Annotated in this window: 24 protein-coding genes; 20 read left to right on the forward strand and 4 right to left on the reverse strand. The window is 56.5% G+C overall.

Features of this window, described 5'->3' with window-relative positions; all coding sequences use genetic code 11:
• Nucleotides 1–78: 78 nt before the first annotated feature.
• From ACMHXI_RS03680 to map, 10 genes are all read left to right on the forward strand, one after another.
• The gene (locus ACMHXI_RS03680) at nucleotides 79–429 is read left to right on the forward strand and encodes a hypothetical protein (RefSeq protein ID WP_044734257.1); all 351 of its coding nucleotides are present in this window, start codon (nucleotides 79–81) and stop codon (nucleotides 427–429) included.
• Nucleotides 430–470: 41 nt separating this feature from the next.
• Complete coding sequence (locus ACMHXI_RS03685; RefSeq protein WP_107004626.1) at nucleotides 471–833, forward strand: MmcQ/YjbR family DNA-binding protein; 363 nt, start codon at nucleotides 471–473, stop codon at nucleotides 831–833.
• A 32-nt stretch (nucleotides 834–865) separates the two neighbouring features.
• Entirely contained in the window at nucleotides 866–1,084 is a 219-nt protein-coding gene (locus ACMHXI_RS03690) for a DUF6500 family protein (RefSeq protein WP_028780256.1), read from the forward strand.
• Nucleotides 1,085–1,239: 155 nt separating this feature from the next.
• Nucleotides 1,240–1,698, forward strand: coding sequence for a GNAT family N-acetyltransferase (locus tag ACMHXI_RS03695; RefSeq protein ID WP_071238355.1), 459 nt, complete (start codon nucleotides 1,240–1,242; stop codon nucleotides 1,696–1,698).
• The gene (locus ACMHXI_RS03700) at nucleotides 1,698–2,477 is read left to right on the forward strand and encodes a hypothetical protein (protein WP_413734040.1); all 780 of its coding nucleotides are present in this window, start codon (nucleotides 1,698–1,700) and stop codon (nucleotides 2,475–2,477) included. The genes ACMHXI_RS03695 and ACMHXI_RS03700 overlap by 1 nt, the downstream gene beginning before the upstream one ends.
• A 3-nt stretch (nucleotides 2,478–2,480) precedes the next feature.
• Nucleotides 2,481–2,939, forward strand: coding sequence for a hypothetical protein (locus ACMHXI_RS03705; protein ID WP_028780258.1), 459 nt, complete (start codon nucleotides 2,481–2,483; stop codon nucleotides 2,937–2,939).
• A gap of 76 nt (nucleotides 2,940–3,015) precedes the next feature.
• The gene (locus ACMHXI_RS03710; protein WP_109247624.1) at nucleotides 3,016–3,705 is read left to right on the forward strand and encodes a DJ-1/PfpI family protein; all 690 of its coding nucleotides are present in this window, start codon (nucleotides 3,016–3,018) and stop codon (nucleotides 3,703–3,705) included.
• Between the two features lie 121 nt (nucleotides 3,706–3,826).
• Entirely contained in the window at nucleotides 3,827–4,678 is an 852-nt protein-coding gene (locus ACMHXI_RS03715) for a sulfurtransferase (protein ID WP_208160819.1), read from the forward strand.
• A gap of 670 nt (nucleotides 4,679–5,348) precedes the next feature.
• Nucleotides 5,349–5,555, forward strand: a complete 207-nt coding sequence (locus tag ACMHXI_RS03720) for a ParD-like family protein (RefSeq protein ID WP_025010681.1) — start codon at nucleotides 5,349–5,351, stop codon at nucleotides 5,553–5,555.
• Nucleotides 5,548–6,330 (forward strand): type I methionyl aminopeptidase, encoded by a 783-nt coding sequence (map, locus tag ACMHXI_RS03725; RefSeq protein ID WP_413734043.1) that lies wholly within the window; start codon nucleotides 5,548–5,550, stop codon nucleotides 6,328–6,330. The genes ACMHXI_RS03720 and map overlap by 8 nt, the downstream gene beginning before the upstream one ends.
• Nucleotides 6,331–6,340: 10 nt before the next feature.
• Here map and ACMHXI_RS03730 read toward each other — a convergent pair whose 3' ends face one another.
• The 4 genes from ACMHXI_RS03730 to ACMHXI_RS03745 are packed head-to-tail and all read right to left on the reverse strand — an operon-like array spanning nucleotide 6,341 to nucleotide 10,164.
• Complete coding sequence (locus tag ACMHXI_RS03730; protein WP_144160473.1) at nucleotides 6,341–7,471, reverse strand: ABC transporter permease; 1,131 nt, start codon at nucleotides 7,469–7,471, stop codon at nucleotides 6,341–6,343.
• Nucleotides 7,461–8,438 carry an ABC transporter ATP-binding protein gene (locus ACMHXI_RS03735; RefSeq protein ID WP_345869750.1) on the reverse strand — a complete coding sequence of 326 codons (978 nt, stop codon included), beginning with the start codon at nucleotides 8,436–8,438 and terminating at the stop codon, nucleotides 7,461–7,463. The genes ACMHXI_RS03730 and ACMHXI_RS03735 overlap by 11 nt, the downstream gene beginning before the upstream one ends.
• On the reverse strand, nucleotides 8,435–9,379 hold the full coding sequence (locus tag ACMHXI_RS03740) for an HlyD family secretion protein (RefSeq protein WP_062793542.1): 945 nt from the start codon (nucleotides 9,377–9,379) through the stop codon (nucleotides 8,435–8,437). The genes ACMHXI_RS03735 and ACMHXI_RS03740 overlap by 4 nt, the downstream gene beginning before the upstream one ends.
• The gene (locus tag ACMHXI_RS03745) at nucleotides 9,376–10,164 is read right to left on the reverse strand and encodes a TetR/AcrR family transcriptional regulator (RefSeq protein WP_345869751.1); all 789 of its coding nucleotides are present in this window, start codon (nucleotides 10,162–10,164) and stop codon (nucleotides 9,376–9,378) included. The genes ACMHXI_RS03740 and ACMHXI_RS03745 overlap by 4 nt, the downstream gene beginning before the upstream one ends.
• Nucleotides 10,165–10,669: 505 nt before the next feature.
• Here ACMHXI_RS03745 and ACMHXI_RS03750 point away from each other — a divergent pair.
• The 10 genes from ACMHXI_RS03750 to fhuF all read left to right on the forward strand — a co-directional run bounded on the left by ACMHXI_RS03750 (nucleotide 10,670) and on the right by fhuF (nucleotide 23,259).
• The gene (locus tag ACMHXI_RS03750) at nucleotides 10,670–12,238 is read left to right on the forward strand and encodes a pyridoxal phosphate-dependent decarboxylase family protein (protein WP_198556947.1); all 1,569 of its coding nucleotides are present in this window, start codon (nucleotides 10,670–10,672) and stop codon (nucleotides 12,236–12,238) included.
• A gap of 10 nt (nucleotides 12,239–12,248) precedes the next feature.
• Nucleotides 12,249–13,595 (forward strand): lysine N(6)-hydroxylase/L-ornithine N(5)-oxygenase family protein, encoded by a 1,347-nt coding sequence (locus ACMHXI_RS03755; protein ID WP_345869752.1) that lies wholly within the window; start codon nucleotides 12,249–12,251, stop codon nucleotides 13,593–13,595.
• Nucleotides 13,595–14,212, forward strand: coding sequence for a GNAT family N-acetyltransferase (locus tag ACMHXI_RS03760; RefSeq protein ID WP_144224558.1), 618 nt, complete (start codon nucleotides 13,595–13,597; stop codon nucleotides 14,210–14,212). Before ACMHXI_RS03755 ends, ACMHXI_RS03760 begins: the two co-directional genes overlap by 1 nt.
• Nucleotides 14,209–16,101: an IucA/IucC family protein gene (locus ACMHXI_RS03765; protein WP_413734047.1), complete on the forward strand. Its 1,893-nt coding sequence runs from the start codon at nucleotides 14,209–14,211 to the stop codon at nucleotides 16,099–16,101. The genes ACMHXI_RS03760 and ACMHXI_RS03765 overlap by 4 nt, the downstream gene beginning before the upstream one ends.
• Before the next feature lie 35 nt (nucleotides 16,102–16,136).
• Nucleotides 16,137–18,293: a TonB-dependent siderophore receptor gene (locus ACMHXI_RS03770; protein ID WP_413734049.1), complete on the forward strand. Its 2,157-nt coding sequence runs from the start codon at nucleotides 16,137–16,139 to the stop codon at nucleotides 18,291–18,293.
• A gap of 65 nt (nucleotides 18,294–18,358) precedes the next feature.
• The gene (locus ACMHXI_RS03775) at nucleotides 18,359–19,459 is read left to right on the forward strand and encodes an iron-siderophore ABC transporter substrate-binding protein (RefSeq protein ID WP_413734051.1); all 1,101 of its coding nucleotides are present in this window, start codon (nucleotides 18,359–18,361) and stop codon (nucleotides 19,457–19,459) included.
• Complete coding sequence (locus ACMHXI_RS03780) at nucleotides 19,456–20,505, forward strand: FecCD family ABC transporter permease (protein WP_413734053.1); 1,050 nt, start codon at nucleotides 19,456–19,458, stop codon at nucleotides 20,503–20,505. The genes ACMHXI_RS03775 and ACMHXI_RS03780 overlap by 4 nt, the downstream gene beginning before the upstream one ends.
• Nucleotides 20,502–21,563: a FecCD family ABC transporter permease gene (locus ACMHXI_RS03785; RefSeq protein ID WP_186265540.1), complete on the forward strand. Its 1,062-nt coding sequence runs from the start codon at nucleotides 20,502–20,504 to the stop codon at nucleotides 21,561–21,563. Before ACMHXI_RS03780 ends, ACMHXI_RS03785 begins: the two co-directional genes overlap by 4 nt.
• A complete protein-coding gene (locus ACMHXI_RS03790) occupies nucleotides 21,560–22,441 on the forward strand; it encodes an ABC transporter ATP-binding protein (RefSeq protein WP_342197638.1) in 882 nt (293 codons plus the stop codon). Before ACMHXI_RS03785 ends, ACMHXI_RS03790 begins: the two co-directional genes overlap by 4 nt.
• A complete protein-coding gene (gene fhuF / locus ACMHXI_RS03795) occupies nucleotides 22,432–23,259 on the forward strand; it encodes a siderophore-iron reductase FhuF (RefSeq protein ID WP_107004610.1) in 828 nt (275 codons plus the stop codon). The genes ACMHXI_RS03790 and fhuF overlap by 10 nt, the downstream gene beginning before the upstream one ends.
• The last annotated feature ends 73 nt before the right edge of the window (nucleotides 23,260–23,332 follow it).

Genomic DNA, 23,332 nt, shown 5'->3' on the forward strand with positions numbered 1-23,332 from the left:
AGGCTGCAATATGCCTTTTCTCCTGAGAGCGTATTTGCGCCTTGTTCAATATTAGAGACTTGTTCCATGCACGGACTCATGAGTAACACCAAGTGGCGCAAGGTATTGACTGTTCTGGCCAAGTACCCCGTCTATCTACAGCTCAAACGCCTGCAGGATGAAGACTTTCCACTGGATGTCGAACGCGCCGATCTGATTCTATCTGAGCTGGGTGCGACACACTTTACTTATGTCAGATGTTCAGTCAGCTACAACGAGATAGACAAGTTGAAAGTAAAACGTCCAGCCAGAATATCGGCTTGGGGAGCAAACGAGATGACAGATTTATTTTCAGAGCTGAGCACGGAACTGAAAACCCTAGGTCAGCTCCCTTGCCAATTTGGGACCGATACGCTTGTCCTGTTCGGTTATCAACAAAACGTCGACTGAAGCCGGTATTATTATACTCCCCCAAAATGACAGAGAACGCCATGACACTGACACAACTCAAGAAACTGTTACAGCAATGCCCCAACGCCACTGCCGACTATCCTTTTGGTCCTGAGGCCAGAGTCTATAAGGTGATGGGTAAGATGTTTGCTCTGCTGGCCGAGCAGGAAACGCCCCCTAGGGTGACACTCAAGGCCAAACCTGCCGACGTGCTGGCACTGATCGATAGCTTTGAGGCGATAGTGCCCGGCTATTACATGAATAAGCAGCATTGGTTCACGCTAACCTTGAATGGTGAGGTCAGCGAGGATATGCTCCGTGACCTGATTGAGGCATCCTACGCCCTGGTTGTCAGTAAACTGACCAAGGCGCAACAAGCTCAGTTGCAACAGCAAAACACCTAAAAATGACTTTTCAGATTGAGGGAACAATCGAGATGCGTGCCAGCCTGCGACAAAAAGTTATCCATGTCTGCCAGCAAAAAATCGCTCAGAAGGGCGAAAATGTTGGCGTCTCCTTCTATGCCTTCTTTGCCAACAAGAATGATGATCCCGAGTTGCTCATGGAGGCCGCTACCTGGTGGATCCAGACCCACAAACTGGATCACTTTGAGAAGGCCCGCAAAATTCTGCAAATGGTGCAAGCCGGGCAATAACCTCAGGGGCTGAGTAGCGCTAACCAGAGCCTAATTAAGCCCATGGATATAAACCATGCAACTGCAGGAAGCGCCGGGGAACGATGAGCGCATCCTGCTCGGCCTGGCTTTCAAAGAGCACCACAACCCGACCCAGGATTGGAAAACCACAAGATATGAACATTGAAACCCCATCCAGTGCCGACTTTGCTGAGCTGCTGCAAGTCTGGGAAGATTCAGTGCGCGCCACCCACGACTTTATCAGCGAAGCTGATATCGCCTTTTTCAAGCCGCTGATCCTCGATAAGGCCTTCCCGGCGGTGACGCTCAGATGTATACGAGATGAGGCCAAAGCCATTGTCGGCTTTCTGGGCGTAGCAGACAACAAGATAGAGATGCTGTTTGTTCACAGCCGGGCTCGCGGCCAAGGCGTAGGCAGTGCCCTGCTCAAGCATGCCATCGAAGACCTCGGCGCCAACTTGGTCGATGTCAATGAGCAAAACCCACAGGCGGTCGGATTCTACCGCCATCAAGGCTTTAAACAAATCTCCCGCTCGGCACTCGATGCCATGGGTAAGCCCTTCCCTATTTTGCATCTGGCGCTTGATACTTCAGCAAAAAGGATAACTGATTGATGTCCAAGGAAGATGAGTTAAACAAAAAATATCGCGCTCTGCCCCGCGGCGCTCGTTGGCACTTAAAGCTGGATGCCGATGGACGAGCCTACTTTATTGGCAGACAGCAAACCCTGGCTACAATCTGGGGCTTTATCATGCTGGTTCCCCTGTCGGCCTCAAGTTTAATGGCTGTGGTGCTGACAGGTAAATCACAGGTATTTCATGCCGTCTCGGCCTTGCTGTTGTTAACCCTGGCAATTGGCTGTTTGGGGGTGAGAAGGCGTTGGCTGTTTGACCCTAAAAGCGCTGAGATTAAAGAATACACTGGCTGGTGGCGTATAAAAGCCAAGCCCCGTAAAACCCTGCCCTACAGTCAACTCTCTATTCATATTACCCCACTGGCGCAAACGCCCAATGGGGTACAGCTGGTGCTGCTCGGACAGCGCCACACCCTGACAGATATGGCTGAAGCGCTGGCATTGATAGGCTTTTTGCGCGGCTGCGCCAGCCCGCTTGCAGTCTATGAACTTGAAGTTTATGAAAAAGTCACTGCCTGGCCCGAGTTGAAAGCCGTGCCCTTTGACGCAGCTCCAAGCGACTTGGCGCCGCCGGAGGCCGAGAGCCAGGCCGCAAAATCCCCCCATACCGAAACCAAGCCTCTGAAAGCCGCGACTCAAACTGGCCAATCCATCAGTCAGTACCGACCCATTTGGGAGCAACACCTGATGTGGAAACTGGCACTGCCGCTGCCGCTTTTTGCCCTGCTCGGACTGCTACTGACACGCTTAGGGAGCTGAGCCATGGCGCACTGGAACAAGTACTCCTCACAAAGGGCCGAGTTGGTGTTTGGCCGCTGGACCTGGTTAATCGGCCTGCCGCTGGCGGCGCTGACTCTGGCACAGGTGTATTTCGGGCTTAACCCTGAATTGCTGCTCGGTTGGGCCATGGGGGCAACACTCGGCTGGCACGCGTTGTTCTGTCGCCATAAAATCTTGATAGACAAAGATACCTGTGTGCTGGTGCACAGTATTCGCAGTATCTACCCCATAGGGCAACTCAAGGTGCCACTGGCCGAAATCAGCGGATTTTGCCTCTGCCCCCATTTCGGCGAACCCAGATACTGGGACTTGATCTTGATGCTCAAGGATGGTCAGAGAGTGACCCTGCTGAAACGTAAGGGCAAGGCCGCAATGCAGGAGCTGGGTAAAGAGCTGGCCGATGTCAGCGGCCTGGCCTATGACGAAGAGTTCAGAGACTGAATCCCGGCTTGCATTAGCATTGAATAACATTCCTGAAGAATCCAATTGTCAAACTGATACCAGACAAGGAGGCTGTATGTCTGTTTATACTTCACCAAACGCCCAAACTCCGAGCGCCAGCTATAGTGCGGCGGACAAGAAACCCACTATCGCCATAGTGGCTTTCGATGAATTTACCGATATCGATCTGTTTTTGATGTGGGACATAGTGGGCCGCATCCAGAATGATTGGCAGGTCAAGCTGCTCGGCAGCAACAAAAGTCACAAATCGGCATTGGGTCTTGAGATTGAGATGCAGGGCCATATTCGCGAAGCCAACCAGGCTGATGCCGTGCTGTTTATCAGCGGCAAACAGGGGATCCCGCTGGCGCTGCAAGACCCGGACTTTATCAATACTTTTGAGTTGGATCCCAACAAGCAACTGCTCGGCTCTATCTGCGCCGGTTCCTTTATCCTGCAAAGATTGGGGTTACTGGATTGCCGCGCGGCCACCACGCATCCGGATGCCAAAACGGCATTGCAAAAGACAGGTGCCGAAGTACTGGATGAACCTTTGGTGATAAGAGGCAACATAGCTACCGCCGGTGGCTGCCTGTCGGCCATGTATCTGTGTGCCTGGCTGGCCGAACGCCTGCTCGGCGAAGAGAAGCGCCGGGAAATGCTAAGGGAGCTGTTGCCCGCCGGACAACAGCCACAGTTTGAGGCCATTATTGATGCCAGCCTGCAAAGTGCTGCCGAGGCTGCAATCCAAACCGCATGCCAATAACTATTGAGAATAATCGCCTATAGAGGTTCTGTGGCAATAACAGCTTGAGAAATCCGTAGCGCTCCAGTAATTTGGGCCAAGTTTCATTGCTTGGTGCCGTTACCGAGCTTAAGGAGTCGAGATGCAATCTGCACTGGTAAGCAGCGAGTGGTTGGCCGCTCATCTTTCTGATCCCAAGTTGGTCATTTTGGATGCCAGCATGGACAAGGTGATAGGCCGCGAGCCGATAGTCTACGATGAGCCCTGCTTTATTGCCGGTGCCCGGCGGCTGGATCTGGAGCGGGAGTGCACAGATCTGCAGTCCAGTGAGTTACACGCCCTGCCGAGTCAGGCCCAGTTTACCGAGCTGGTGCAGCGGCTAGGCATCGACCAGGACTGCACTGTCGTCATCTATGACAATCAGGGCATCTACTCATCGCCCCGGGGCTGGTGGTGTTTCAAGGTCATGGGCTTTGAGCAGGTGTTTGTTCTCGACGGCGGTCTGCCAAAATGGCTCAAAGAGCAGCGCCCCTGCGCCGACAAACCGGCGACCGAGTTTCAGCGCGGTAACGCCTGTGGGCAATATCAAGCGGAAAAGGTCTGTAACGCCCTCCAGGTATTGGATACCCTGGCAGGCAAGCAGGCCATGATACTGGATGCCAGAGCCAGCTCACGCTTTCTCGGCCAGAGTCCCGAACCCAGAGAAGGGGTGCGCAGCGGCCATATTCCCGGCGCCGTGAATCTGCCGTTTGCCGAAGTGCTGGATGGCGACAGCCTGAAACCTCAGCCAGCACTGGAGCAGATTTTTCTGCATCTGGGTGCCATGGACGCCAGACGCAGCGGCAAACCTTTGATCTTCAGTTGCGGCTCAGGGATCACCGCCTGTATTTTGATCCTGGCGGCCTATCAGGTACGCCTCGATGCCCTGATACTCTACGATGGCTCCTGGGCCGACTGGGGCAGCAAGGCCCATCTGCCGCTGGCAACAAATTAGGGAAGGTGCGAACAAGTACTCGTGGCCTTCTCTTTTGTAGAAAGCGGCTTGCACAGCAATTGGCGTTCAAGGCATCTGACTGAAGGCATGCCGGGGCCTGTCGAAGTCGGATAACGCAGAAAGCCGGTTGCTGTGAAGCCCCGAAGGGCGTGGCTTACAGGCCTGCCTGCTGTGTTGTGCTTCTTGCAAAGGACTAGGCCATTTGCTACGAACCACGCCTTGCATCCAGGTCCGTAAGCCAACGCAGAGCACACATGGGACTTGCTTGCACCTTCCTTAAGCCTCGCTTGCCTTTGAACAAAAGCATTCTAAGCAAAACGGCTAAGACCCAAGCCGTCGTTATAAACCAAAGCTGTTATAAACCATCTCTCGCTTTCAGCCTAACTGAATACGAGCAGCAAACGGTTCTCTAGCTTCACCTTAACCCTCGAGCTCAGTCTCAAGCCTGCTTCCCCAAGCAGGCTTTTTAACATCATAGCCGCCCATCAGCTTGCCCCTGCAAAAGAGAGCCAAGGCTGCTTATGCTTGCCCAAAGAACTGCCTTAAACCCTTTTCTGACAACGCCACACTTTCTTAAGGCGCCGCAATCTTTCAACCAACATGCTTTTCTTTCACCGCCATAAAGTATACGATTCATATATGTTTTATATATAAAGTGTATTTTTAGCATATGGGAATTATCAAGATATCCGATGAACTCCATGAGGAGCTGCGTAAGGCCAGCGGCCTGATGGCGCGCTCCATCAACGCCCAGGCGGAATTTTGGATCAAGATGGGCATGCTGGCCGAGCTTAACCCCGACCGGAGTTTCAATGAGCTGATGGCCGAGCTGTATCAGCGGGAAGCCATCAAGGTACCTGGAGCGCAAAATGCTTGATCAAAAAAGAAAAATTCATTTAAAAACTGCGGCTGAAGCCGAGCTGATGCGCCGCTCAGGCGCCCTGCTTGCCAAGGTATTTGCCATGTTGGACGGCTTTGTTGTTCCCGGCATTTCGACCATGGCCATCAACGACAGAGTAGAAGACTTTATCGTCAACGAGCTTAAGGCGCGTCCGGCCAGCAAGGGCCAATACGGCTATGCCTATGTGCTCAACAGTTCGGTCAATGAAGTCGTGTGTCACGGGGTTCCGTCGGAGCAGCAGTTGCTGAAGGCCAACGATATTGTCAATCTGGATATTACCCTCGAAAAAGATGGTTTTATTGCCGACTCCAGCAAGATGTACCTGATGCCACAGGCATCGCCTTTGGCCAAACGCCTGGTACAAGCCACTTATGAAGCCATGTGGCGAGGAATCAAGATGGTCAGACCCGGTGCCCGCCTCGGGGATATTGGCCATGCGATTCAACAGTATGCCGAATCCCAGGGCTACAGTGTGGTCAGGGAATACTGTGGTCATGGCATAGGGCGCGAGATGCACGAAGAGCCCCAGGTGCTGCACTATGGCCGCGCTGCCAGCGGCCTGGAACTGCGAGCCGGTATGTGTTTTACCATAGAGCCGATGATCAACCAGGGCGGCGCCAAAATAAAGACCAAGAAAGATGGCTGGACAGTAATGACCCGGGATAAAAAACTCTCGGCCCAGTGGGAGCACACCATACTGGTGACAGATACCGGCTATGAAGTGCTGACCCTCAGAGATGAAGAGCGCTGAACCACAGCGCTCATCCCAAACGCTTGCGGAACCTCAATGAAGCGAGCAACACGCCTCCCAGGGTGAACGCCCCCAGCCAAAAGGCATCTTTAGCCAACATCAGGATATCGGCCTCACGCAGGACTATGGCGCGCACCATACGCATAAAGTGGGTCGCCGGCAGCGCTTCGGCTATCCACTGCGCCGCAATTGGCATAGCTTCGTAAGGAAACATAAAGCCTGACAACAGAATAGAGGGCAACAGGATAAATACCGTCAGTTGCATCGCCTGCAATTGGGTCTTGGCAATAGTGCTGATCACCAGGCCCAGGCTGAGGCTGGCAAAGATAAACAGCAAAGAGGCCAGCAACAAGCTGTCAAGACCGCCGCGCACAGGCACACCGAACAGGAAGTGGCCCACGCTGAGGATAATACTCACCTGAATAAGCCCCACCAGCACATAGGGGATGATTTTCCCCACCATCAGCTCCATGGGTTTGACCGGGGTGGTGATCAGAAACTCCATATTGCCCTGCTCTCTTTCCCTGACAATGGCGGCAGAGGTGAACATGATCATTGTCATGGTCAAAATCACCGCCAGCAAGCCGGGCACTATGTTAACCACAGTGCGCTGCTCCGGGTTGAAATACTGCACCACCTCAAAGCTTGGCACCCGGCTTTGGCTGCTGAAACCGGCCACTTCATCCAGCGGCATGCTTCTCAGGCTACGAATCGCGGCGGCGATAACCGTATCCGAGCCATCCACCAGCCACTGGGCCACGGGCCGGGTAAGCTGGCTGTCGCTTTGACGATGGTCGAAGGCTGGATGATTCACCAGACGGGCATTGAGATCTGCCGGCAAATAGAGCACGGCGCGCACTTCTCCCGAGGTGATGGCCGCCTCGGCCTGTTCGATAGAGGCGTATTTTGCCTTGAAGTCCACCACTTGGGTGGCCTTTACCGCCTGCACCAAGGCCCGGCTGTAGCTGCTGGCGGACATATCCACCAAGCCGGCGGGCAGATGCCTGGCATCGGTATTGATGGCGTAGCCAAACAGCAGCAGCTGCACCAGAGGGATCATCACTATCATGCCGAAGGTCATCCTATCCCGCGACAGCTGCCTGAGCTCCTTGAGCATGATTGCCAATATCCTAGCCCACATGTCGACCTCCGGTGCAGGATACAAACACATCTTCGAGACTGGGGCGCGCCATGGCGAGCTTGCGCCCATCACAATAGGGGCTGAGAAAGGCGATGGGATCTGTGGCATCACGCCGCACCAACACCCTGAGCCGGGTGCCTACCTGAGCGGCAGAAACAACCTCAGGTAAGGCCACCAGCTGCTGTTTGAGCGCCCTTAGCTGCTCACCGCTCACTTCCACCACGCTGGCGCCCATCTGCTGCATCAATTCGGCCGGGGAGCCATCGGCCCGCTTGGCGCCACGCTCCAGGATTGCCAATGCATGGCAGCGCTCCGCCTCGTCCATGTAGTGGGTTGAAACCAAAATAGTGGTCCCGGCGGCGCAGAGATCGAACAGCCGCTCCCAAAACTCGCGGCGGTTTTCCGGATCGACCGCCGAGGTGGGTTCATCGAGAAACAACAGCTCGGGGGAGTGCAGTGTGGCGCAGGCCAGTGCCAGACGCTGCTTCTGACCACCACTCATGGAGCCGGCCAACTGAGACTCCCTGCCCTCCAGGCTATACAGATGCAGTAGCTCTTCAATGCGCGCCTTGCCGCGGCGGCCGAACAGGCCATAAATACTGGCGACAAATCTGAGGTTCTCCAGCACAGACAGATTATCGTAGAGGGAAAACTTCTGGGTCATATAACCTATACGTTGCTTGAGCGCCTCTTCGTTACCGGCAAGCGGCTCTCCCAATACGGTCACCTCACCGGCATCCGGCAACAACAGGCCGGTAAGCAGCCGGATCGCAGTGGACTTGCCGCAACCGTTGGGACCGAGAAAGCCGTAAATACTCCCACGGGGAATAGCAAGACTTAGATTATCCACCGCGGTCAACTCACCAAAGCGCCGGGTCAGCCCATGAGCTTCAATGGCCAGGGGAGCTTCAATGGACAAGGTGGCTTGAGTGGCCGAAGAAGCACCGGCATCAGCTGACTGAGTCATGGCAGTCGTACCTCCAGCGCCAGCCCTGAGGGCAGAGACTCGGCGCCCTCGACATCGATATCCGTCAGATACATCAACCTGGCACGATCGCGCTCATTAAGGGCATAAAACGGGGTAAATGCCGGTTGGGAACGGATATTTCTGACAGTGCCTTTGAGCGGCTGTTCCACCCCATCGACCCAGACCTCCAGCTTGTCGCCGCGGGAAAGCTTACTGATGGCCGTTTGCGGCAAATAGACTCTGGCATAGGGTTTATCCAGTGCCAAAAGCGCGACAAGTTGAGTGCCCTGAGCCACTCGATCGCCCCTCTTCCAGGGCAATATGTCCACCTCTGATGCCAGCGGCGCCCTGAGACTGAGGTCGTCCAAGGCTTTCTCCTCGGCCTTGAGCGCCGCCGCTGCGGCTGCCACTCTGGCTTCGGCCTGGGCCAGTTGTTCGCTGCGGGTACCGTTTTCCAGTTGCAGCCATTGTTCATTGGCCTGCTCGACCAAGGCCTTGGTGTGATCCCGCTCGGCGATGGCCGCATCCAGCTCCGCCTGCCCCACCACTTTGGCGGCAAACAGCTCGCGGGTACGCTGATATCTGAGTCTGGCTTCGGTCGCGGCTGCCGTTGCCGCCTCTATGGCGGCTCTGGCCGCCCGCCGCTCTTCTACCCTGGCACCTTGTTGCAGCTCATCAAGCCTGGCGCCGGCCTCAGCCAGTTCGGCGCGGCGCTGTGCCACTCTGGCTGCCGCGCTGCGGCTGTCCAATTGCAGCAACAACTGCCCTGCCTCGACCTTGTCACCCTCGGCCACATGGATATCGGCTATCTGCTCGGCAACGGGGGCTGAAAGCTGGATACGATCCCGCTCCAGAGTGCCCATGGCGCGGCTTTCGCCGTTGTCGCCACAAGCTTGCAACAGCAATAGTGTCGCTGTCAGTATCAGGGATATCTTGTTCATTGGGGTTCCTCACTGCCCGGGTTGGCGGCAATATCCTGGCGCAATAAGCCTTGATGCAGGACTTTGGCATTGTGCTCTGCCAGCTGTTTGAGCCAGGTTTCGTTCAATTCGACGCCGAAGTCCCGCATCAGATGGGCCGGGGCGATCAGCGGAAACACCATCAGGCTGACAAAACTCAGCCGCGCCAAGGTAGGGTCCAGGTTGGGATTAAGGCCTTGATCTTGCCCGAGCTGGCGGATCCACAGCCTCGAGCGGCTGAGCATGTCACTGAATACGCTGGCAAGGGCATCGAAGGCTTCACTGCCTTCTCTGTGATTCAACACCTGGATGATAAGCCCGGGCAAGGCCGGGTTGGCAGCCATGGCGCGGTAATAGACCTGCATCAGCTCAAATGGCCCGCCAAAACCTGGCTCGGGTCTTTTCTTGCTCGAATCAAGACTCATCTTGCTGGGCTCAAGGCTGTTATTACCAAGCTCAAGGCGGCTATTGCTGGGCTCAGGGTTGTTTGCAGAGCCCTCACTGGCAGATTGATGACTTTGCGCGGCATTGTAATGTTTGAAAGCTTCCAGCACTGGAGCGATTGTGTCTCTGACCATGGCCTCAAACAGGCCTGCCTTGGAGCCGAAGTAATAACGGATCATCGCCGCATCCACTCCCGCCTTGCGCGCCAACTCTCGGGTGGAAACCCGCTCATACCCCTTCAGGGTAAAGCAACTGCGCGCGGCTTCTATCAAAGCATCCCTGGCCCCTGAATGGCCTTTAGGACGACCGGCTGTGGCTTTCATCCCCTGCTCCTCAAAAATTCCTCTTGTGATGAATATACTCAGTTTAGTGCTTATATGGCAGTGAGTTAATTCTCCATTCGTGCCTATGTTGGGGAATTTAGTCGGCCCAGTTAAGAGGCATTGAGCAAGCTTGATCCACCGTATTCGACTCCCGTCCTTTACCTCACCTCCGGCGGAGCCAATGGGAATTCCATCACTCTTGAGCAAATCGCTCTCAACTCAGCCACTCTCAAATCAGTCGCTCCCAATGCTGTAAATGCTGTCTTTGTCCGACCAATTTGTGGTTATCGGTACAGGCTTCTAATCAGACCAGTTACATCTTTACACAAATCAATTGAGAATCATTTGCATTTGTATTTGAGTGCATGCTAATTTGTCGCCGCTGTCGTCGAGAAATGGATGACAGCAAAAAAGGAATGGCCCAGGGAAAGGCCGAAGTAGTTCCTTATCCCTGGGTGACTTGTCATTGATGACTGACCTCATGTCAGTCGCAAAGGAGGCAAAAGTGACCCACCCCAGCATGGAGCCTGAACAGGCGAGCAATGACCCGAGCTATGATGCCGCCGGCCACCTGCCGTTCGCTCCCCACACTGAACTCTTTGGTATCGCACCCGAACACCACTACTCCCGCTTGATGCAACTGGGCATGGATACCCTGAAACACCGCCTTGAACGGCTGGATGGCCCCAGCAGTGGCATTCGCCCCGAAGAGCTGCAAAACGCATTTTCCGATATCAATCTCGACCGCCCCCTCGGGGACATGAAGCAAGTTCTGGCCGAGCTGGACACGCTCTATCTCAGCCACGCCATCTACTTCCAACACCCTGATTATCTGGCCCACCTCAACTGCCCTGTAATGCTCACATCCTTGTTGGCCGAGCAGTTGAGTTCAGCCATCAATACCGCGGTGGAAACCTGGGATCAGAGCGCCGGCGGGACTCTGATTGAACAGAAGGTTATCGACTGGGCCTGCGAGCGCGTGGGATATCAGGGATTTGCCGACGGTGTCTTCACTACCGGCGGCACCCAGTCCAACCTGATGGCGCTGCTGCTTGCCAGAGAGTTGGCCGGCAGCCTTGAGCCGGGTCACAGAGGCAATGTTCTGGCCGGCCTGGCTGCCAATGCCCGCCGCTACCGCATTCTCTGCTCTGAATTCAGCCATTTCAGCATTCAAAAGGCGGCCGCACTTTTAGGGTTGGGACACGAGGCGGTGGTGAGTGTCGGTTGTGATGCCAATCGGCGCATGGATCCCAAGGCTCTGGCGGGCAAACTCAGGCAGCTCAAAGCGGCAGGACTGATCCCCATCGCCGTGGTCGCTACCGCTGGGACCACTGACTTTGGCGCCATAGATCCCATAGCGCCCATCGCCGCCCTTTGCCGCGAGTTCGGCTGTTATCTGCATGTGGATGCGGCCTACGGCGGCGCCTTGTTGCTGTCACGCACTCAGCGCCAACGCCTCGAAGGCATAGAGTTGGCCGACTCTGTCAGCCTGGATTTCCATAAGTCCTTCTTCCAGCCCGTGTGCTGCTCGGCGCTGTTGGTCAAGGACAAAGGCGTGCTCGGTTACCTCACCTACCATGCCGATTACCTCAACCCTGAGTCCCAGGCCCAGGCCGGAGTGCCGGATCTGGTCAATAAGAGCCTGCAGACCACCCGCAGGTTTGATGCACTTAAGCTATGGCTGAGCCTGAGAGCCGCCGGGCCGGATGCCATAGGCGAAATGTTCGACACCCTGATTGCCACCACAGCCGAGCTTTATGAAAGCTTTAGCCGTTTCCCCGAGCTGCAGACGGCGCAGCGCCCGTCGCTGACTACCCTGGTGTTTCGCTTCAACGACCCGGCGCTCGGCAGCGCCGAATTGGATGAATGCAATCGCCATATCCGTGCCCGCCTGGCCCGCGAAGGCCGCGCCATGATTGCAGCAACCAAAGTGGCCGGCAGCCAATATCTCAAGTTTACCCTGCTCAACCCTCACACCCGTCTCGAGGATATCGAAGCCGTATTGACCGACATCTGCAAAATCGGTCGCGAGCAGGCCCGTCACTACAAGACCAGCGCGCTTTGCAGCGCCTGAGGAGGAACTGATGCAAACCAAAGTCTACGATATCCTGGGCATAGGGATAGGCCCCTTTAACCTGAGCCTGGCGGCCCTGGCCGAGCCGCTTGACGGTCTTGAGTGTCTGTTTGTCGATGCCGGCGCCGGTTTCGACTGGCATCCCGGCATGTTGCTGGAATCGTCCAGATTGCAGACCCCTGTCATGTCGGATCTGGTGACCATGGCCGATCCCACCAGCCGCTACAGCTATTTGAACTTCGCCAAACAAACCGGCCGACTCTACAGTTTCTATATTCGCGAAAGCTTCTTCCTGCCGCGGCAGGAATATAATCTCTACTGCCAATGGGTCTGCGCCGAGCTGAGTAACCTTAAATTCAATTTCAAGGTCACCCGGGTCAGTTTCGATGCCGAAACCAATACCTATCTGGTCAGGGGGCAGGACAGAGTCAGTGGCCAAGAGCAGAGCCTGCGCGCCCGTCACCTGGTGCTGGGGACCGGTACCCAGCCCTGGATGCCCCACTTCTGCCCCGGCGCCGACAAGCGAGTACTGCACTCGGCCAACTATTTGCACCGTAAACAGGCGCTGCAGAGCCAAAATGACATCACCATAGTCGGCAGTGGCCAGAGCGCGGCAGAGATCTTCGAAGATCTGCTGCTGGATATCGACAAATACGGTTATCGCCTGCGCTGGCTCACCCGCTCGCCAAGATTCTTCCCGCTTGAGTACACCAAGCTGACACTGGAAATGACCTCGCCGGAATATATCGACTATTTCCACGCCCTGCCCGAGGCGCAGCGCCGCGAACTTATCGGCTCACAGAAGAGCCTCTATAAGGGGATCAACGCCGATCTGATCAACAGCATCTATGATCTGCTTTACCAAAAACGCCTGCACTGTGATTTTGATGTACAGCTGCTGACCAACACGGCACTGCAAAGCGTTCACAGCGACGGACAGCAACTGCTGCTGGGTTGCAGACATACAGAACTTGAGCAGGAGTTTGAGCTGACCAGTTCGGCACTGGTGATGGCCACCGGCTACTGCTACCGACTGCCGGACTTCCTCGAGCCGCTCCACTCGCAGCTGCTGTTCGATCAAAAGGGCGAGCCAGATGTCCAGCGTCATTATCACATAGACAAAGCCGGACGAATTTTCGTTCAGAACCTGGGGCTGCACACCCACGGGCTGTGTTCGCCGGATCTGGGAATGGGCTGCTATCGCAACGCCACCATATTGCGGCAGATCCTGGGCAAAGCACCTTACGAGATAGAGCAGCAAATTGCCTTCCAAAGCTTTGGTATTCCCAAGCAAGACGCCAGTGCGCCCAAACGCCGGCAAAGCAGCAATCAAGCGTTGCAGCGGGAGGCCAGCTGATGGCCTCTCAAACAGCAGTTAATCCGGCTGCCGACACGGCCGGCTTCAGCGCCAGATACGGCTTTGCGCCGGGCAAGCGCCTTAAGGTCAACGACTTTGATTTTTGTGCCTATCGGGAAAGCGAACACTTTGACACCCTGAGCGACTGGCTCGGCCGCGACTATGCCGCCTTCTGGGGCATGCAATCCTTAACGCCCACCGAGCGCCGCGTTGAGCTCGCCCCCACTGCAGATAAGTTTGGCCTGATGGCCTATCGCGGCGCTGAGCCTGTGCTCTATACCGAGCTGTACGATCCCCGCTTTGATGAAGTGGGCCAACACTTTGATTGCCAACACGGCGATTGCGGCATGCATTTGCTGCTGGCTCCTCCCACTAAGCCGCAGCGCGGTTTCAGCCGCCAGGCCATCACGGCTGTGGTGTCTCTGATACTGCAGCATCTGGGCTTTGCCCGCCTGGTGGTAGAGCCGGATATCAACAACCAAAAGATTCACCCGCTGAACCGTGCGGTAGGCATCTGCTACAGCCACGCCATTCAACTCGAAAACAAACAAGCCATGCTGGGTTTTTGCACCCTGCCTGGGTTCAGTGCCGCACTGGCAACAGGAGCCACACAATGACAGCATCCATTATCGAACAGACCCGTCTCAGCCATCTGACGCCTGCTATCTGGAATCAGGCGAGCCGCCATCTGCTGGCGAAAATTCTCAGTGAATTCAGTCATGAAAAGCTAATAGCGCCAGAGCTGTTGTTGCCAGCAGAGGCAGAGCAAGAGGCCTGTTGGCAGCTCAAGCTGGATAGCCGGGATGGTCAGCTCTGCTACCGCTTCAGCGGTCACCATTATCAGCTGGATCACCTGCAGATAGCGCCGGATTCCATCGAGTGTTTCAAAGATGGCGAGCAGCAACAGCCGGACGCCATGCTGCTTATCATCGCCCTCAAGGAGAGACTCGGCATAAGCGATGCATTGCTGCCCACTTATCTTGAAGAGATCACCAGCACCCTCTACAGCAAGGCCTTCAAACTTCTGTGGCAGGCAAAGCCGGTGCAGGAGCTGGTGGATTGCGACTATCAGCAGATAGAAGCGGCCATGACCGAAGGCCATCCTGTGTTTGTCGCCAACAACGGCCGCATAGGTTTTGATGTCGATGACTGGCGGGCCTTTACGCCGGAGAGCGGCCAACCGTTGCAACTCGAGTGGCTGGCGGTCAGCAGTGAACATACCAGCCTGGCGCTGATAGCAGGGCTCGACTATCGCCAACTGCTGCAAGATGAGTTGGGCGATGCTTTGTTGCTCAGATTTGAGCAGAAGATCCGGCAACAGGGCAAAAACCCGGACGATTATTTTCTGATGCCCGTTCATCCATGGCAGTGGCGCGAAAAGATCAGCCGCATATTTGCCGCCGATCTGGCCCGCGATCGCCTCATTCACCTGGGACAAGGCCGTGATGAATATCAGGTGCAGCAATCCATCCGCACCTTCTTCAACCTGAGCCAACCCAAGCGCTGTTACGTGAAGACGGCGCTGTCGATTCTCAATATGGGCTTTATGCGGGGTTTATCGCCCTACTACATGAGCCGAACCCCGGAGATCAACGCCTTTGTCGCCGAGCTTATCGACAGCGACCCTTTCTTTGCCAATCAAAGATTTGTGCTGCTTAGGGAAATCGCCGCCATAGGCTATCACCACAGATACTATGAGCAGGCGCTGGAGAAAGACACCCCCTACAAGAAGATGCTCTCGGCACTGTGGCGTGAAAGCCCTTATGCTCTCAGCTTCCAGGGCGAGCCTTTAGTAAAACCCGGACAGCAACTGATGACCCTGGCGGCCCTGCTGCACCAGGACAATCAGCAGCAGAGCCTGCTGGCGGCGCTTATCGAGGCTTCCCCCCTGAGCGCCCACGACTGGATGAGCCGGCTGCTGGATCTCTACCTTACCCCCTTGCTGCACGCCTTCTTTGCCTACGATCTGGTGTTTATGCCCCATGGCGAGAACCTTATTCTGGTGCTGGATGACAAGGTGCCTGTCACCATATTGATGAAGGACATAGGCGAAGAAGTCGCAATTCTCAACGGCAGTGCGCCGCTGCCGGGACGAGTGGCGCAACTGGCGGTCTCACTCGAAGAGGAGATGAAGCTCAACTACATACTGCTGGATATTTTCGACTGTATCTTCCGCTTTATGGCGCCGCTGCTCGATAGCCACACCAGCCTAAGTGAACAGGGTTTCTGGAGCCTGGTGGCCGGAAAGGTACGTGATTATCAGGCCTCCCACCCCCAGTTTGCCGATAAGTATCACCGCTACGATCTGTTCCAGCCGACCTTTGTCCGCACCTGCCTGAACCGGATCCAGCTCAATAACAACCAGCAGATGATAGATCTCGAAGACAGGGAGAAGAACCTGCGCTTTGCCGGAGATATCGACAATCCACTGCACCCCTTTGCCGTCAGCCACAGTTTTGGCATGACATCAACCCAGGCCGAGCGTCTTGCTGACCCGGTCTTGTAAACCTTCCAGGAAGTAACAGGAAAATGGATATTAATATGCAAACCCTTAATGGCTTTAAGCCGACCCCCATCGCCCTTCTCTGCTCTGTGCTATTGAGCGCCCCGGCGTTCGCCGCCGACAAGAGCGAGACACAGGAGAAAGAGATGGAGGTACTGACAATCGTCGGTGCCAAAGACAAAACCGCAAGCTACAAGGCAAGTGACATGAGCACGGCCACAGGCATGAAGCTGTCGTTTCTCGAGACGCCGCAGTCTGTCACAGCCGTTACCGCCAAGGCCATTGAAGATCAGCAGCTCAACTCTGTCATAGATGTTATGACCAGTGTCGCCGGGATCAACGCCCGCCCCTCGGACAACGACAGATACTCCATCAGCGCCCGCGGGATCTCGGTCAGCAGCATTCTCTATGATGGCGTGGCAACCACCTATGACACCCGCTTCAACTATGGCGACAACCTGATGGACAGCGCCCTTTACGAGCGCATTGAAGTAGTGCGCGGCGCCACCGGCTTGATGCTGGGTGCCGGTAGCCCTTCCGCCGCCATCAATTTGGTGCGAAAACGGCCCACTGCCGAGTTTCAGGGCAGCGTTAGCCTGAGCAGCGGCTCCTGGGACATGCTGCGCGGCGTGGTCGACCTCTCCGGCGGCCTCAATCAGGATGCCAGCATCCGTGGCCGGGTGGTACTGGCCTATCAGGACAGGGAAAACTGGCAACACAGATATGAACAGCAGCGGCAAACCCTGTATGGCATCCTGGAAGCGGATCTGGGAGCCAATACTCTGCTGACCCTGGGCAGTGACTTCCAGCATACCAGGCCGGAAGGCACCATGTCCGGCGGCTTGCCGCTGTTTGACAGTGACGGCAACCGCACCAATTACGACCGCCATGTATCCACCGCCCCCAGTTGGGCCTCCGCCAAAACAGATGCGCTCAACGGCTTTGTGACTCTGGAGCATCATTTCAGTTCAGACTGGACCCTTAAAGGCAGCTATATCTATGGTGACAACAGCCTGGAGTTTGATGTGCTCTGGCCCATGAAAAATCCGGATCCCGTCACCAATGAGGGCATGGTCCCCGGCTCTTTGGCCTTTATCGACGGCAGCCGCACTCAGCACACCTTTGATCTCAAGCTGAGCGGCAACTTCAACGCCTTTGGCCGCAACCACCAACTGGTGGCCGGTGCCAATCAACAAAAACAGGATTTTGCCAATCCCTACTATGGCGCACTCGGCGCCAGGCCACCTTTGGGAGACTTCCGCCAACCCGGCTTTGATTACCCAAAACCGCAATGGAGCGATAAGGTGCTTTACGGCTCCTGGGGTGAAACCAAACAACAGTCTGTCTATGTCGCTTCCCAGCTTGAGCTGACCGATGCCCTGTCCATGGTACTCGGTGGCCGCCTGGATAACTGGGAGACAGATCAGGATAACTTTGGTGCCAAACATGACTATGAGGTCGATGGTGAGTTCACCGGTTACCTGGGACTGACCTATGCCCTGAGCGACGAATATGCCCTGTATGCCAACTACACGGACATTTTTACTCCGCAAAATAAGGTTCAGGCCGATGGCCGTTACCTGGACCCCATCAAGGGCAGCAACTATGAGGCCGGGATCAAGGCCAGCCTGTTCGATGAGGCGCTGGACTTGTCACTGGCCGCCTTTGAGATACGTCAGGACAATGTTGGTGAGCGAACCGGCGAAAGCCTACCCAACAGCACTATCCCCATCTACCGCAGTGTCGACGGCACCAAGACTCGCGGCTTTGAGTTTGAGGTCAACGGTTCCATCAATGACAACTGGGATCTTTACCTGGGCTACACCCAGTTTGATACCGAAAATCCCCAAGGGCAAAAAATCAACACCACCAACCCGGAGCGGCAGCTCAAACTCTTTACCACTTATGAATTTGATGGCTGGCTTCACGGATTGCAGCTGGGCGCCGGGGTCAACTGGCAGAGCCGCATCTATAGCCAAGTCTCAAAACCGGACGGGAAAAAGGTTGAAGTGGAGCAAGGCAGCTACACCCTGGTGAAGTTGATGGCGAGATACAAGTTCAATGAACAGTTGAGCCTGAGGGCCAATCTGGATAACGCCCTCGACAAGAGCTATTACAGCCAGCTCGGCTTCTATGACCAATTCCAGTATGGCGCGCCGCGTAACTTCAGTGTCACCCTGGACTACCGTTTCTGAGCCGCGTTATGCCGTGAAATTATCCATCATAAGGAGCGCCCCGCACAGCGGGGCGAATAACAAATATGTTGTGTGAAGCAAGGCGCCTATTGGCGCTTATCGTGTTTTTGAGCCTGGGGCTGACGGGCTGTTATGACCCTCAGCAAACCAAAGCCCAAACACCGCTGCAAAACGGTTATCCGGTTTGCATTACCACGGCCCACGGGACCAGCTGCATCGAGTCGCCGCCCAAGCGAGTGGTGACCCTGGGAGCCGGGGCCGAAGACTGGACCCTATCCTTAGGGGTTGTACCCATCGCCATTGAACCCCATTACTGGGGCGGCGATGCAGAGGGTTATCTGCCCTGGTTTCGCCAGGCATTGGAAGCGCAAGAGCTGCCGCTGCCCGCCATCATCAGCAGTTACCCCGAGCTGGATGTGGAGCGATTATTGGCGTTGAAACCGGATCTTATTCTGGCGCCCCAGTCCGGTATCACCCGCGAAAGCTTTTTGCAGCTGAGCGCTCTGGCCCCCGTCATCGCCTATCCGGACAAACCCTGGCTGACACCGGTTAAGCAGCAGGTGGAACTGATAGCCAAGGCACTCGGCAAAGAACTGCAGGCCGAAGCGCTTTTGAGACAGCAACAGGCCTATATCGCCCAAGTCGCCGCCGAAAACCCTGAGTTCAATGGCGTGCGCCTGGCCTATATCAATGCCGCCAGTCGAGTTGGCAATCTCTCGGTTTATGTCACAGGCGATCCCAGAGTGGATCTGCTGTTGGCGCTGGGTTTTGTATTGCCGCCACAACTTTTTGGGCTCAATGCCAGCCGAGGCCACTTCGCCGCCCACATAGGACTGGAGCACGCCGACATGCTGGACGATGCCGAGCTGCTGCTCAGTTGGTACAGCTCGGACAAGGCCAGAGCCGAGGTGGAAGCCATGGCGGTTATCCGTCGTCTGCCCGCCATGCGCCGCGGTCGGTATCTGGCAATAACCGACCCGGCGCTGGTGATGGCCAGCTCCTACGGCTCGCTGCTGAGCGTTAAATGGGCTATCCCCAAGCTGGTGCCGCAACTGCAACAAACCCTGGCAAAGCAAAAAGAAAACCCTCGCCAAAACAGGCCGTCTGACACACAGCCAGACGCGGATACAGGCGCGCCATCGAATAAAAACGGGAGGCCGGGATGACACACCCAAAAATCTTTCTGCAACCTGCAGCGACCCAGTCCCCGAGCCGTCTTGGACGTAACGCTTTAACCCTGCTTGGGCTGCTGACGATACTGGCGCTGCTGGTATTGGCCAACCTGCTGTTTGGCGCCCGCACTCTACCGCTGGCTATGCTGGGCAAGCTCTGGCAACCGGCCGCAGACGATCATCTGTCGCTGGTGTTACAGGCAAGGCTGCCAAGATTGCTGTGCGGCATGTTGGCCGGCATGGCATTGGCAATGGCCGGTTGCGTGATCCAGGCGCTGTGCCGCAACCCCTTGGCGGATCCCGGCCTGCTCGGCGTTAATGCCGGCGCCAGCGCTTCTCTGGTCACTCTGGGGCTGTGGAGCGCAACAGCGGGTTTGAGTCTCTTCTGGCAGGCCTTGCCCGGGGCGCTGCTGGCCAGTACCTTGGTGTATATGATGTCCAGGGCGCAGCAATCCCAGGGGCAATCCGCTGCGGTCAGGCTGATCCTGGCCGGCGCCGCCATCAGCGCCGTGCTCGGGGCCTATGTCCAGGCCAGAGTGTTGCTGAACCCGCAGCTATTCGATGGTTTCAGGTATTGGATGGCGGGCTCCCTGTCCGGGCTGGGCTGGCCGGAGTTTCATGCGCTCTGGCCCTATCTGCTGCCCGCCGCGGTACTCTTGTGGCTGCTGGCGCCGGCGCTGAATCTGATGCTGCTGGATAATCATACCGCCAAGGCGCTCGGTGCCTCACAAGGCTGGCAGGGGCTGCTCGCCTGGCTGGGTGCCACCTTGCTGTGCGCCGCAGCCACCGCCATTGTCGGCCCGCTGGCCTTTGTCGGCCTGGCCAGTGCCCATCTGGCCAGACGTTATCTGACGCTCAATTTCCGCCTGCTATTACCGGGAGCCGCTTTGATAGGCGGCGCCATGGTGTTACTGGCAGATCTGTTGGCGCGGGTATTGATGCCGCCGGCCGAGCTGCTGACCGGTATCATGGTCGCCCTGCTGGGAGCGCCGTTTCTGTACCTGATGGCCCGAGGTCAAAACCTGAAGGAGGCGTCATGAAACACACCCGTTTTCCCATCTGGCAATGGGGCCCGATAACCTTAAGAGCCCCCTCATCCGGCGCCATTAAAGGTGCCTTGCTGGCCGTAGTCCTGCTTGGCGCTGCACTGCTACTTAGCCTGATGCTGGGACATCAGGGCCTGGCTCCTGTGAGCCTTGCCAAGGCCTTGTTTGCCGAAGCCTCCGACTATGAAAACTGGCTTTTGTGGCAATCACGCCTGCCAAGGGCCCTGTGTGCCCTCGGCGCCGGCATGGCGCTGGGGCTCTCCGGCGCCGTGTTTCAAAGCCTGAGCCGTAACCCGCTGGGAAGCCCGGATATTCTCGGGGTCAATGCCGGAGCCAGTGCCGGCGCCGTCCTCTGGTTATTATGGCTGCCGGAACTGCCATTGCTGCCCGGCGCCCTCTTGGGCACTGGGGTTGTGTTCCTGCTGTTTTTCGCAGGGCTCGGACGCCAATGGCAGTTTTCCCGCAATCTGGTGTTGATGGGCATCGCCATCAACGCCTTTGCCATCGCCCTGGTGCAGTTTGTACTGACACTGGTGCAAAGAGAGCAGGCGCAGCAGATGCTGGGGTATCTGTCCGGCAGTCTGGCACACCGCACCTGGGGTGATGTGCTGCTGATAACCTCAGTGTTACTGCTGGCGCTGCCCGCTATGTTGCTGCTCTCCCGCCGTCTGTCACTGCTGGCGTTGGGCCAGGAACTGGCTCAGGCGCTTGGCAACCCGGTGCGCCAAAGCCAAACACTGGCGCTGCTGTTTGCCACCTTGCTGGCGCTGGGCGCCGTACTCTGCGCCGGCCCGGTAGCCTTCGTCGCCTTGGTGGCGCCGCATCTGGCCCGCTTTGGCAATCGTCAATTGGCACTGCTGCGCTCGGCGCTGATAGGCGCACTGTTGCTGCTCGGGGCCGACACTCTTACCTTATTGCTGCCGGGCAACCAAAGGCTGCCGGTGGGCGTATTGACCGCCCTCATCGGCGGCGCCTATCTGGCGCTGCTGTTGAGCCGCGAAATCCGGGGACAACCGCAACTGGCCAAGGGACTGAAAGGAGAAAGATCATGACCCAATACCCTGACTATGACATAGCCCTCAGTGGGCATGAGCTTTATCTCGAGTACGGCCAGCGGCCCATCATAAGCGCCATGAACCTGGCCATCCCCAAGGGTAAGCTGACGGTGATCCTTGGCCCCAATGGTTGTGGCAAGTCGACCCTGCTCAAGTGTTTGAGCCAGGTACTGCCGCCCACACGCGGCCAGGTCATGTTGGGTCACACCCCCTTGGCGCAGTTGAGCAACAAGGCCAGAGCCAGGGAGCTGGCACTACTGGTGCAAAAGCCTGAATTACCGGAAGGAATAGATGTGCAGGAGCTGGTCAGTCGCGGCCGCTACCCTCATCAGAGCCTGTGGCACCAATGGTCAGAGCAAGATGAACTGGCTGTTTCCCAAGCCCTGGCTGCCACAGGGTTAACCACACTGGCACAAAGGCCGGTGGCCGAGCTCTCAGGCGGCCAGCAACAGCGAGTCTGGCTGGCGATGGTATTGGCGCAGCAAACCGACTTGCTGCTGCTCGATGAACCCACCTCGTTTCTCGATATCCGCGCCCAGCTGGCAGTACTCGACTTTTGCCGGGCGTTGGTGGATCAGGGCCGCACCTTGGTATTGGTGCTGCACGACATCAACCAGGCTCTGCGCTACGGCGATCACTTGCTGTTGATGCGTGATGGCAAGTTGATTGCCGGCGGCGCGCCTGAGTCACTGTTGACCGAGGCCCTGCTGGAACAGGTGTTCGATATCAATGCCAGCATAATCACAGATCCCGAGGCCAACTGCCCGATGATTATCCCCAGACCCAGACCCAGAGTAAAGCCCAGAGCCGCCGGGCACCATGGCGGGGAAGATTCGAGCAACAATGCCACCGGAGGACTGCCGTCATGGGAATGAGTATTGCCAGCGAGCTCAACCAACTATTGGCACAAAAAGCCGCCTTCTATGGCGAGCACTTCAAAGCCATAGAGAGTCTGGAGCAGTTACCCCAAGAAGCCATCAGCTTGAACTCAGTCTTGAGCCAGGCACATTACCCGGCGCTGCTGCAACAATTTGCCCTGAGTTATCAAGCCAAGGTGTCCACAACTTGTGCCACAAAGCCCGAGATAGACGCCCGGGCACTGCACTCCATGTGGAGCCAGTGGTTTTTCGGCCTGCAACTGCCCCCCCTGCTGCTGTGGTTGTTTGCCAGTCAGCCCGGCAGCGCACTTAACCGCGCCATTGCGGCTGCAGCTTGCAGTGGCAACTGGTACCTTGAACCTTTTGATAACGGCCGGGCGGAAACCTTCTATCTGCTGCTTGATGCAGATGTCAGCCATCCGGCTCCCGCCGGGCAACTTGCCAGTTGGGAAAGCTTACTCGAGCAGTTGCTCATTCCCATTGTCGAGCGCCTGGCAGAACTGGGGCCAGTGCCATCAAAGCTGCATTTCAGCCATCAAGCCTATATTGTGCATTGGTATCTGGGTGAGTTGTCACTGCCCGTCAGTTGGCGACAACAATTGATAAGAGAGATGTTCGAGCAAGCTGAGTTGCAGCCACGTACCTATGTTGCGCCGATTGCTCATCCGTTTTGGCGAAAGCTAAGGCTCAAGCAGCAGCAAAGCCCGCGTATCGCCTGTTGCCTGCGGCACAAGCTTCCCTGCACCCAAATGTGCGCCGATTGCCCGCTGGATAAAGATGGTCGCAAAGGCAAAGGGCAAAAGGCCTGCGGTTAGGTTACGGCTCAATGCCTTTTGGTGGTTATCACCTGAGCCTTTCGATGGAGAAATAAAATGCTGGCCAAAAGAA

The sequence above is a fragment of the Shewanella sp. BJSY2023SW005 genome (genome assembly GCF_047314585.1).
Classification (GTDB): domain Bacteria; phylum Pseudomonadota; class Gammaproteobacteria; order Enterobacterales; family Shewanellaceae; genus Shewanella; species Shewanella algae.

What these genes read in the sequence shown, in the direction of transcription:
- ACMHXI_RS03680 (WP_044734257.1), top strand. Translation starts at nt 79, where the DNA reads ATGAGTAACACCAAGTGGCGCAAGGTATTGACTGTTCTGGCCAAGTAC.
- ACMHXI_RS03685 (WP_107004626.1), top strand. Translation starts at nt 471, where the DNA reads ATGACACTGACACAACTCAAGAAACTGTTACAGCAATGCCCCAACGCC.
- ACMHXI_RS03690 (WP_028780256.1), top strand. Translation starts at nt 866, where the DNA reads ATGCGTGCCAGCCTGCGACAAAAAGTTATCCATGTCTGCCAGCAAAAA.
- ACMHXI_RS03695 (WP_071238355.1), top strand. Translation starts at nt 1,240, where the DNA reads ATGAACATTGAAACCCCATCCAGTGCCGACTTTGCTGAGCTGCTGCAA.
- ACMHXI_RS03700 (WP_413734040.1), top strand. Translation starts at nt 1,698, where the DNA reads ATGTCCAAGGAAGATGAGTTAAACAAAAAATATCGCGCTCTGCCCCGC.
- ACMHXI_RS03705 (WP_028780258.1), top strand. Translation starts at nt 2,481, where the DNA reads ATGGCGCACTGGAACAAGTACTCCTCACAAAGGGCCGAGTTGGTGTTT.
- ACMHXI_RS03710 (WP_109247624.1), top strand. Translation starts at nt 3,016, where the DNA reads ATGTCTGTTTATACTTCACCAAACGCCCAAACTCCGAGCGCCAGCTAT.
- ACMHXI_RS03715 (WP_208160819.1), top strand. Translation starts at nt 3,827, where the DNA reads ATGCAATCTGCACTGGTAAGCAGCGAGTGGTTGGCCGCTCATCTTTCT.
- ACMHXI_RS03720 (WP_025010681.1), top strand. Translation starts at nt 5,349, where the DNA reads ATGGGAATTATCAAGATATCCGATGAACTCCATGAGGAGCTGCGTAAG.
- map (WP_413734043.1), top strand. Translation starts at nt 5,548, where the DNA reads ATGCTTGATCAAAAAAGAAAAATTCATTTAAAAACTGCGGCTGAAGCC.
- ACMHXI_RS03730 (WP_144160473.1), bottom strand. Translation starts at nt 7,471, where the DNA reads ATGTGGGCTAGGATATTGGCAATCATGCTCAAGGAGCTCAGGCAGCTG.
- ACMHXI_RS03735 (WP_345869750.1), bottom strand. Translation starts at nt 8,438, where the DNA reads ATGACTCAGTCAGCTGATGCCGGTGCTTCTTCGGCCACTCAAGCCACC.
- ACMHXI_RS03740 (WP_062793542.1), bottom strand. Translation starts at nt 9,379, where the DNA reads ATGAACAAGATATCCCTGATACTGACAGCGACACTATTGCTGTTGCAA.
- ACMHXI_RS03745 (WP_345869751.1), bottom strand. Translation starts at nt 10,164, where the DNA reads ATGAAAGCCACAGCCGGTCGTCCTAAAGGCCATTCAGGGGCCAGGGAT.
- ACMHXI_RS03755 (WP_345869752.1), top strand. Translation starts at nt 12,249, where the DNA reads ATGCAAACCAAAGTCTACGATATCCTGGGCATAGGGATAGGCCCCTTT.
- ACMHXI_RS03760 (WP_144224558.1), top strand. Translation starts at nt 13,595, where the DNA reads ATGGCCTCTCAAACAGCAGTTAATCCGGCTGCCGACACGGCCGGCTTC.
- ACMHXI_RS03765 (WP_413734047.1), top strand. Translation starts at nt 14,209, where the DNA reads ATGACAGCATCCATTATCGAACAGACCCGTCTCAGCCATCTGACGCCT.
- ACMHXI_RS03770 (WP_413734049.1), top strand. Translation starts at nt 16,137, where the DNA reads ATGCAAACCCTTAATGGCTTTAAGCCGACCCCCATCGCCCTTCTCTGC.
- ACMHXI_RS03775 (WP_413734051.1), top strand. Translation starts at nt 18,359, where the DNA reads ATGTTGTGTGAAGCAAGGCGCCTATTGGCGCTTATCGTGTTTTTGAGC.
- ACMHXI_RS03780 (WP_413734053.1), top strand. Translation starts at nt 19,456, where the DNA reads ATGACACACCCAAAAATCTTTCTGCAACCTGCAGCGACCCAGTCCCCG.
- ACMHXI_RS03785 (WP_186265540.1), top strand. Translation starts at nt 20,502, where the DNA reads ATGAAACACACCCGTTTTCCCATCTGGCAATGGGGCCCGATAACCTTA.
- ACMHXI_RS03790 (WP_342197638.1), top strand. Translation starts at nt 21,560, where the DNA reads ATGACCCAATACCCTGACTATGACATAGCCCTCAGTGGGCATGAGCTT.
- fhuF (WP_107004610.1), top strand. Translation starts at nt 22,432, where the DNA reads ATGGGAATGAGTATTGCCAGCGAGCTCAACCAACTATTGGCACAAAAA.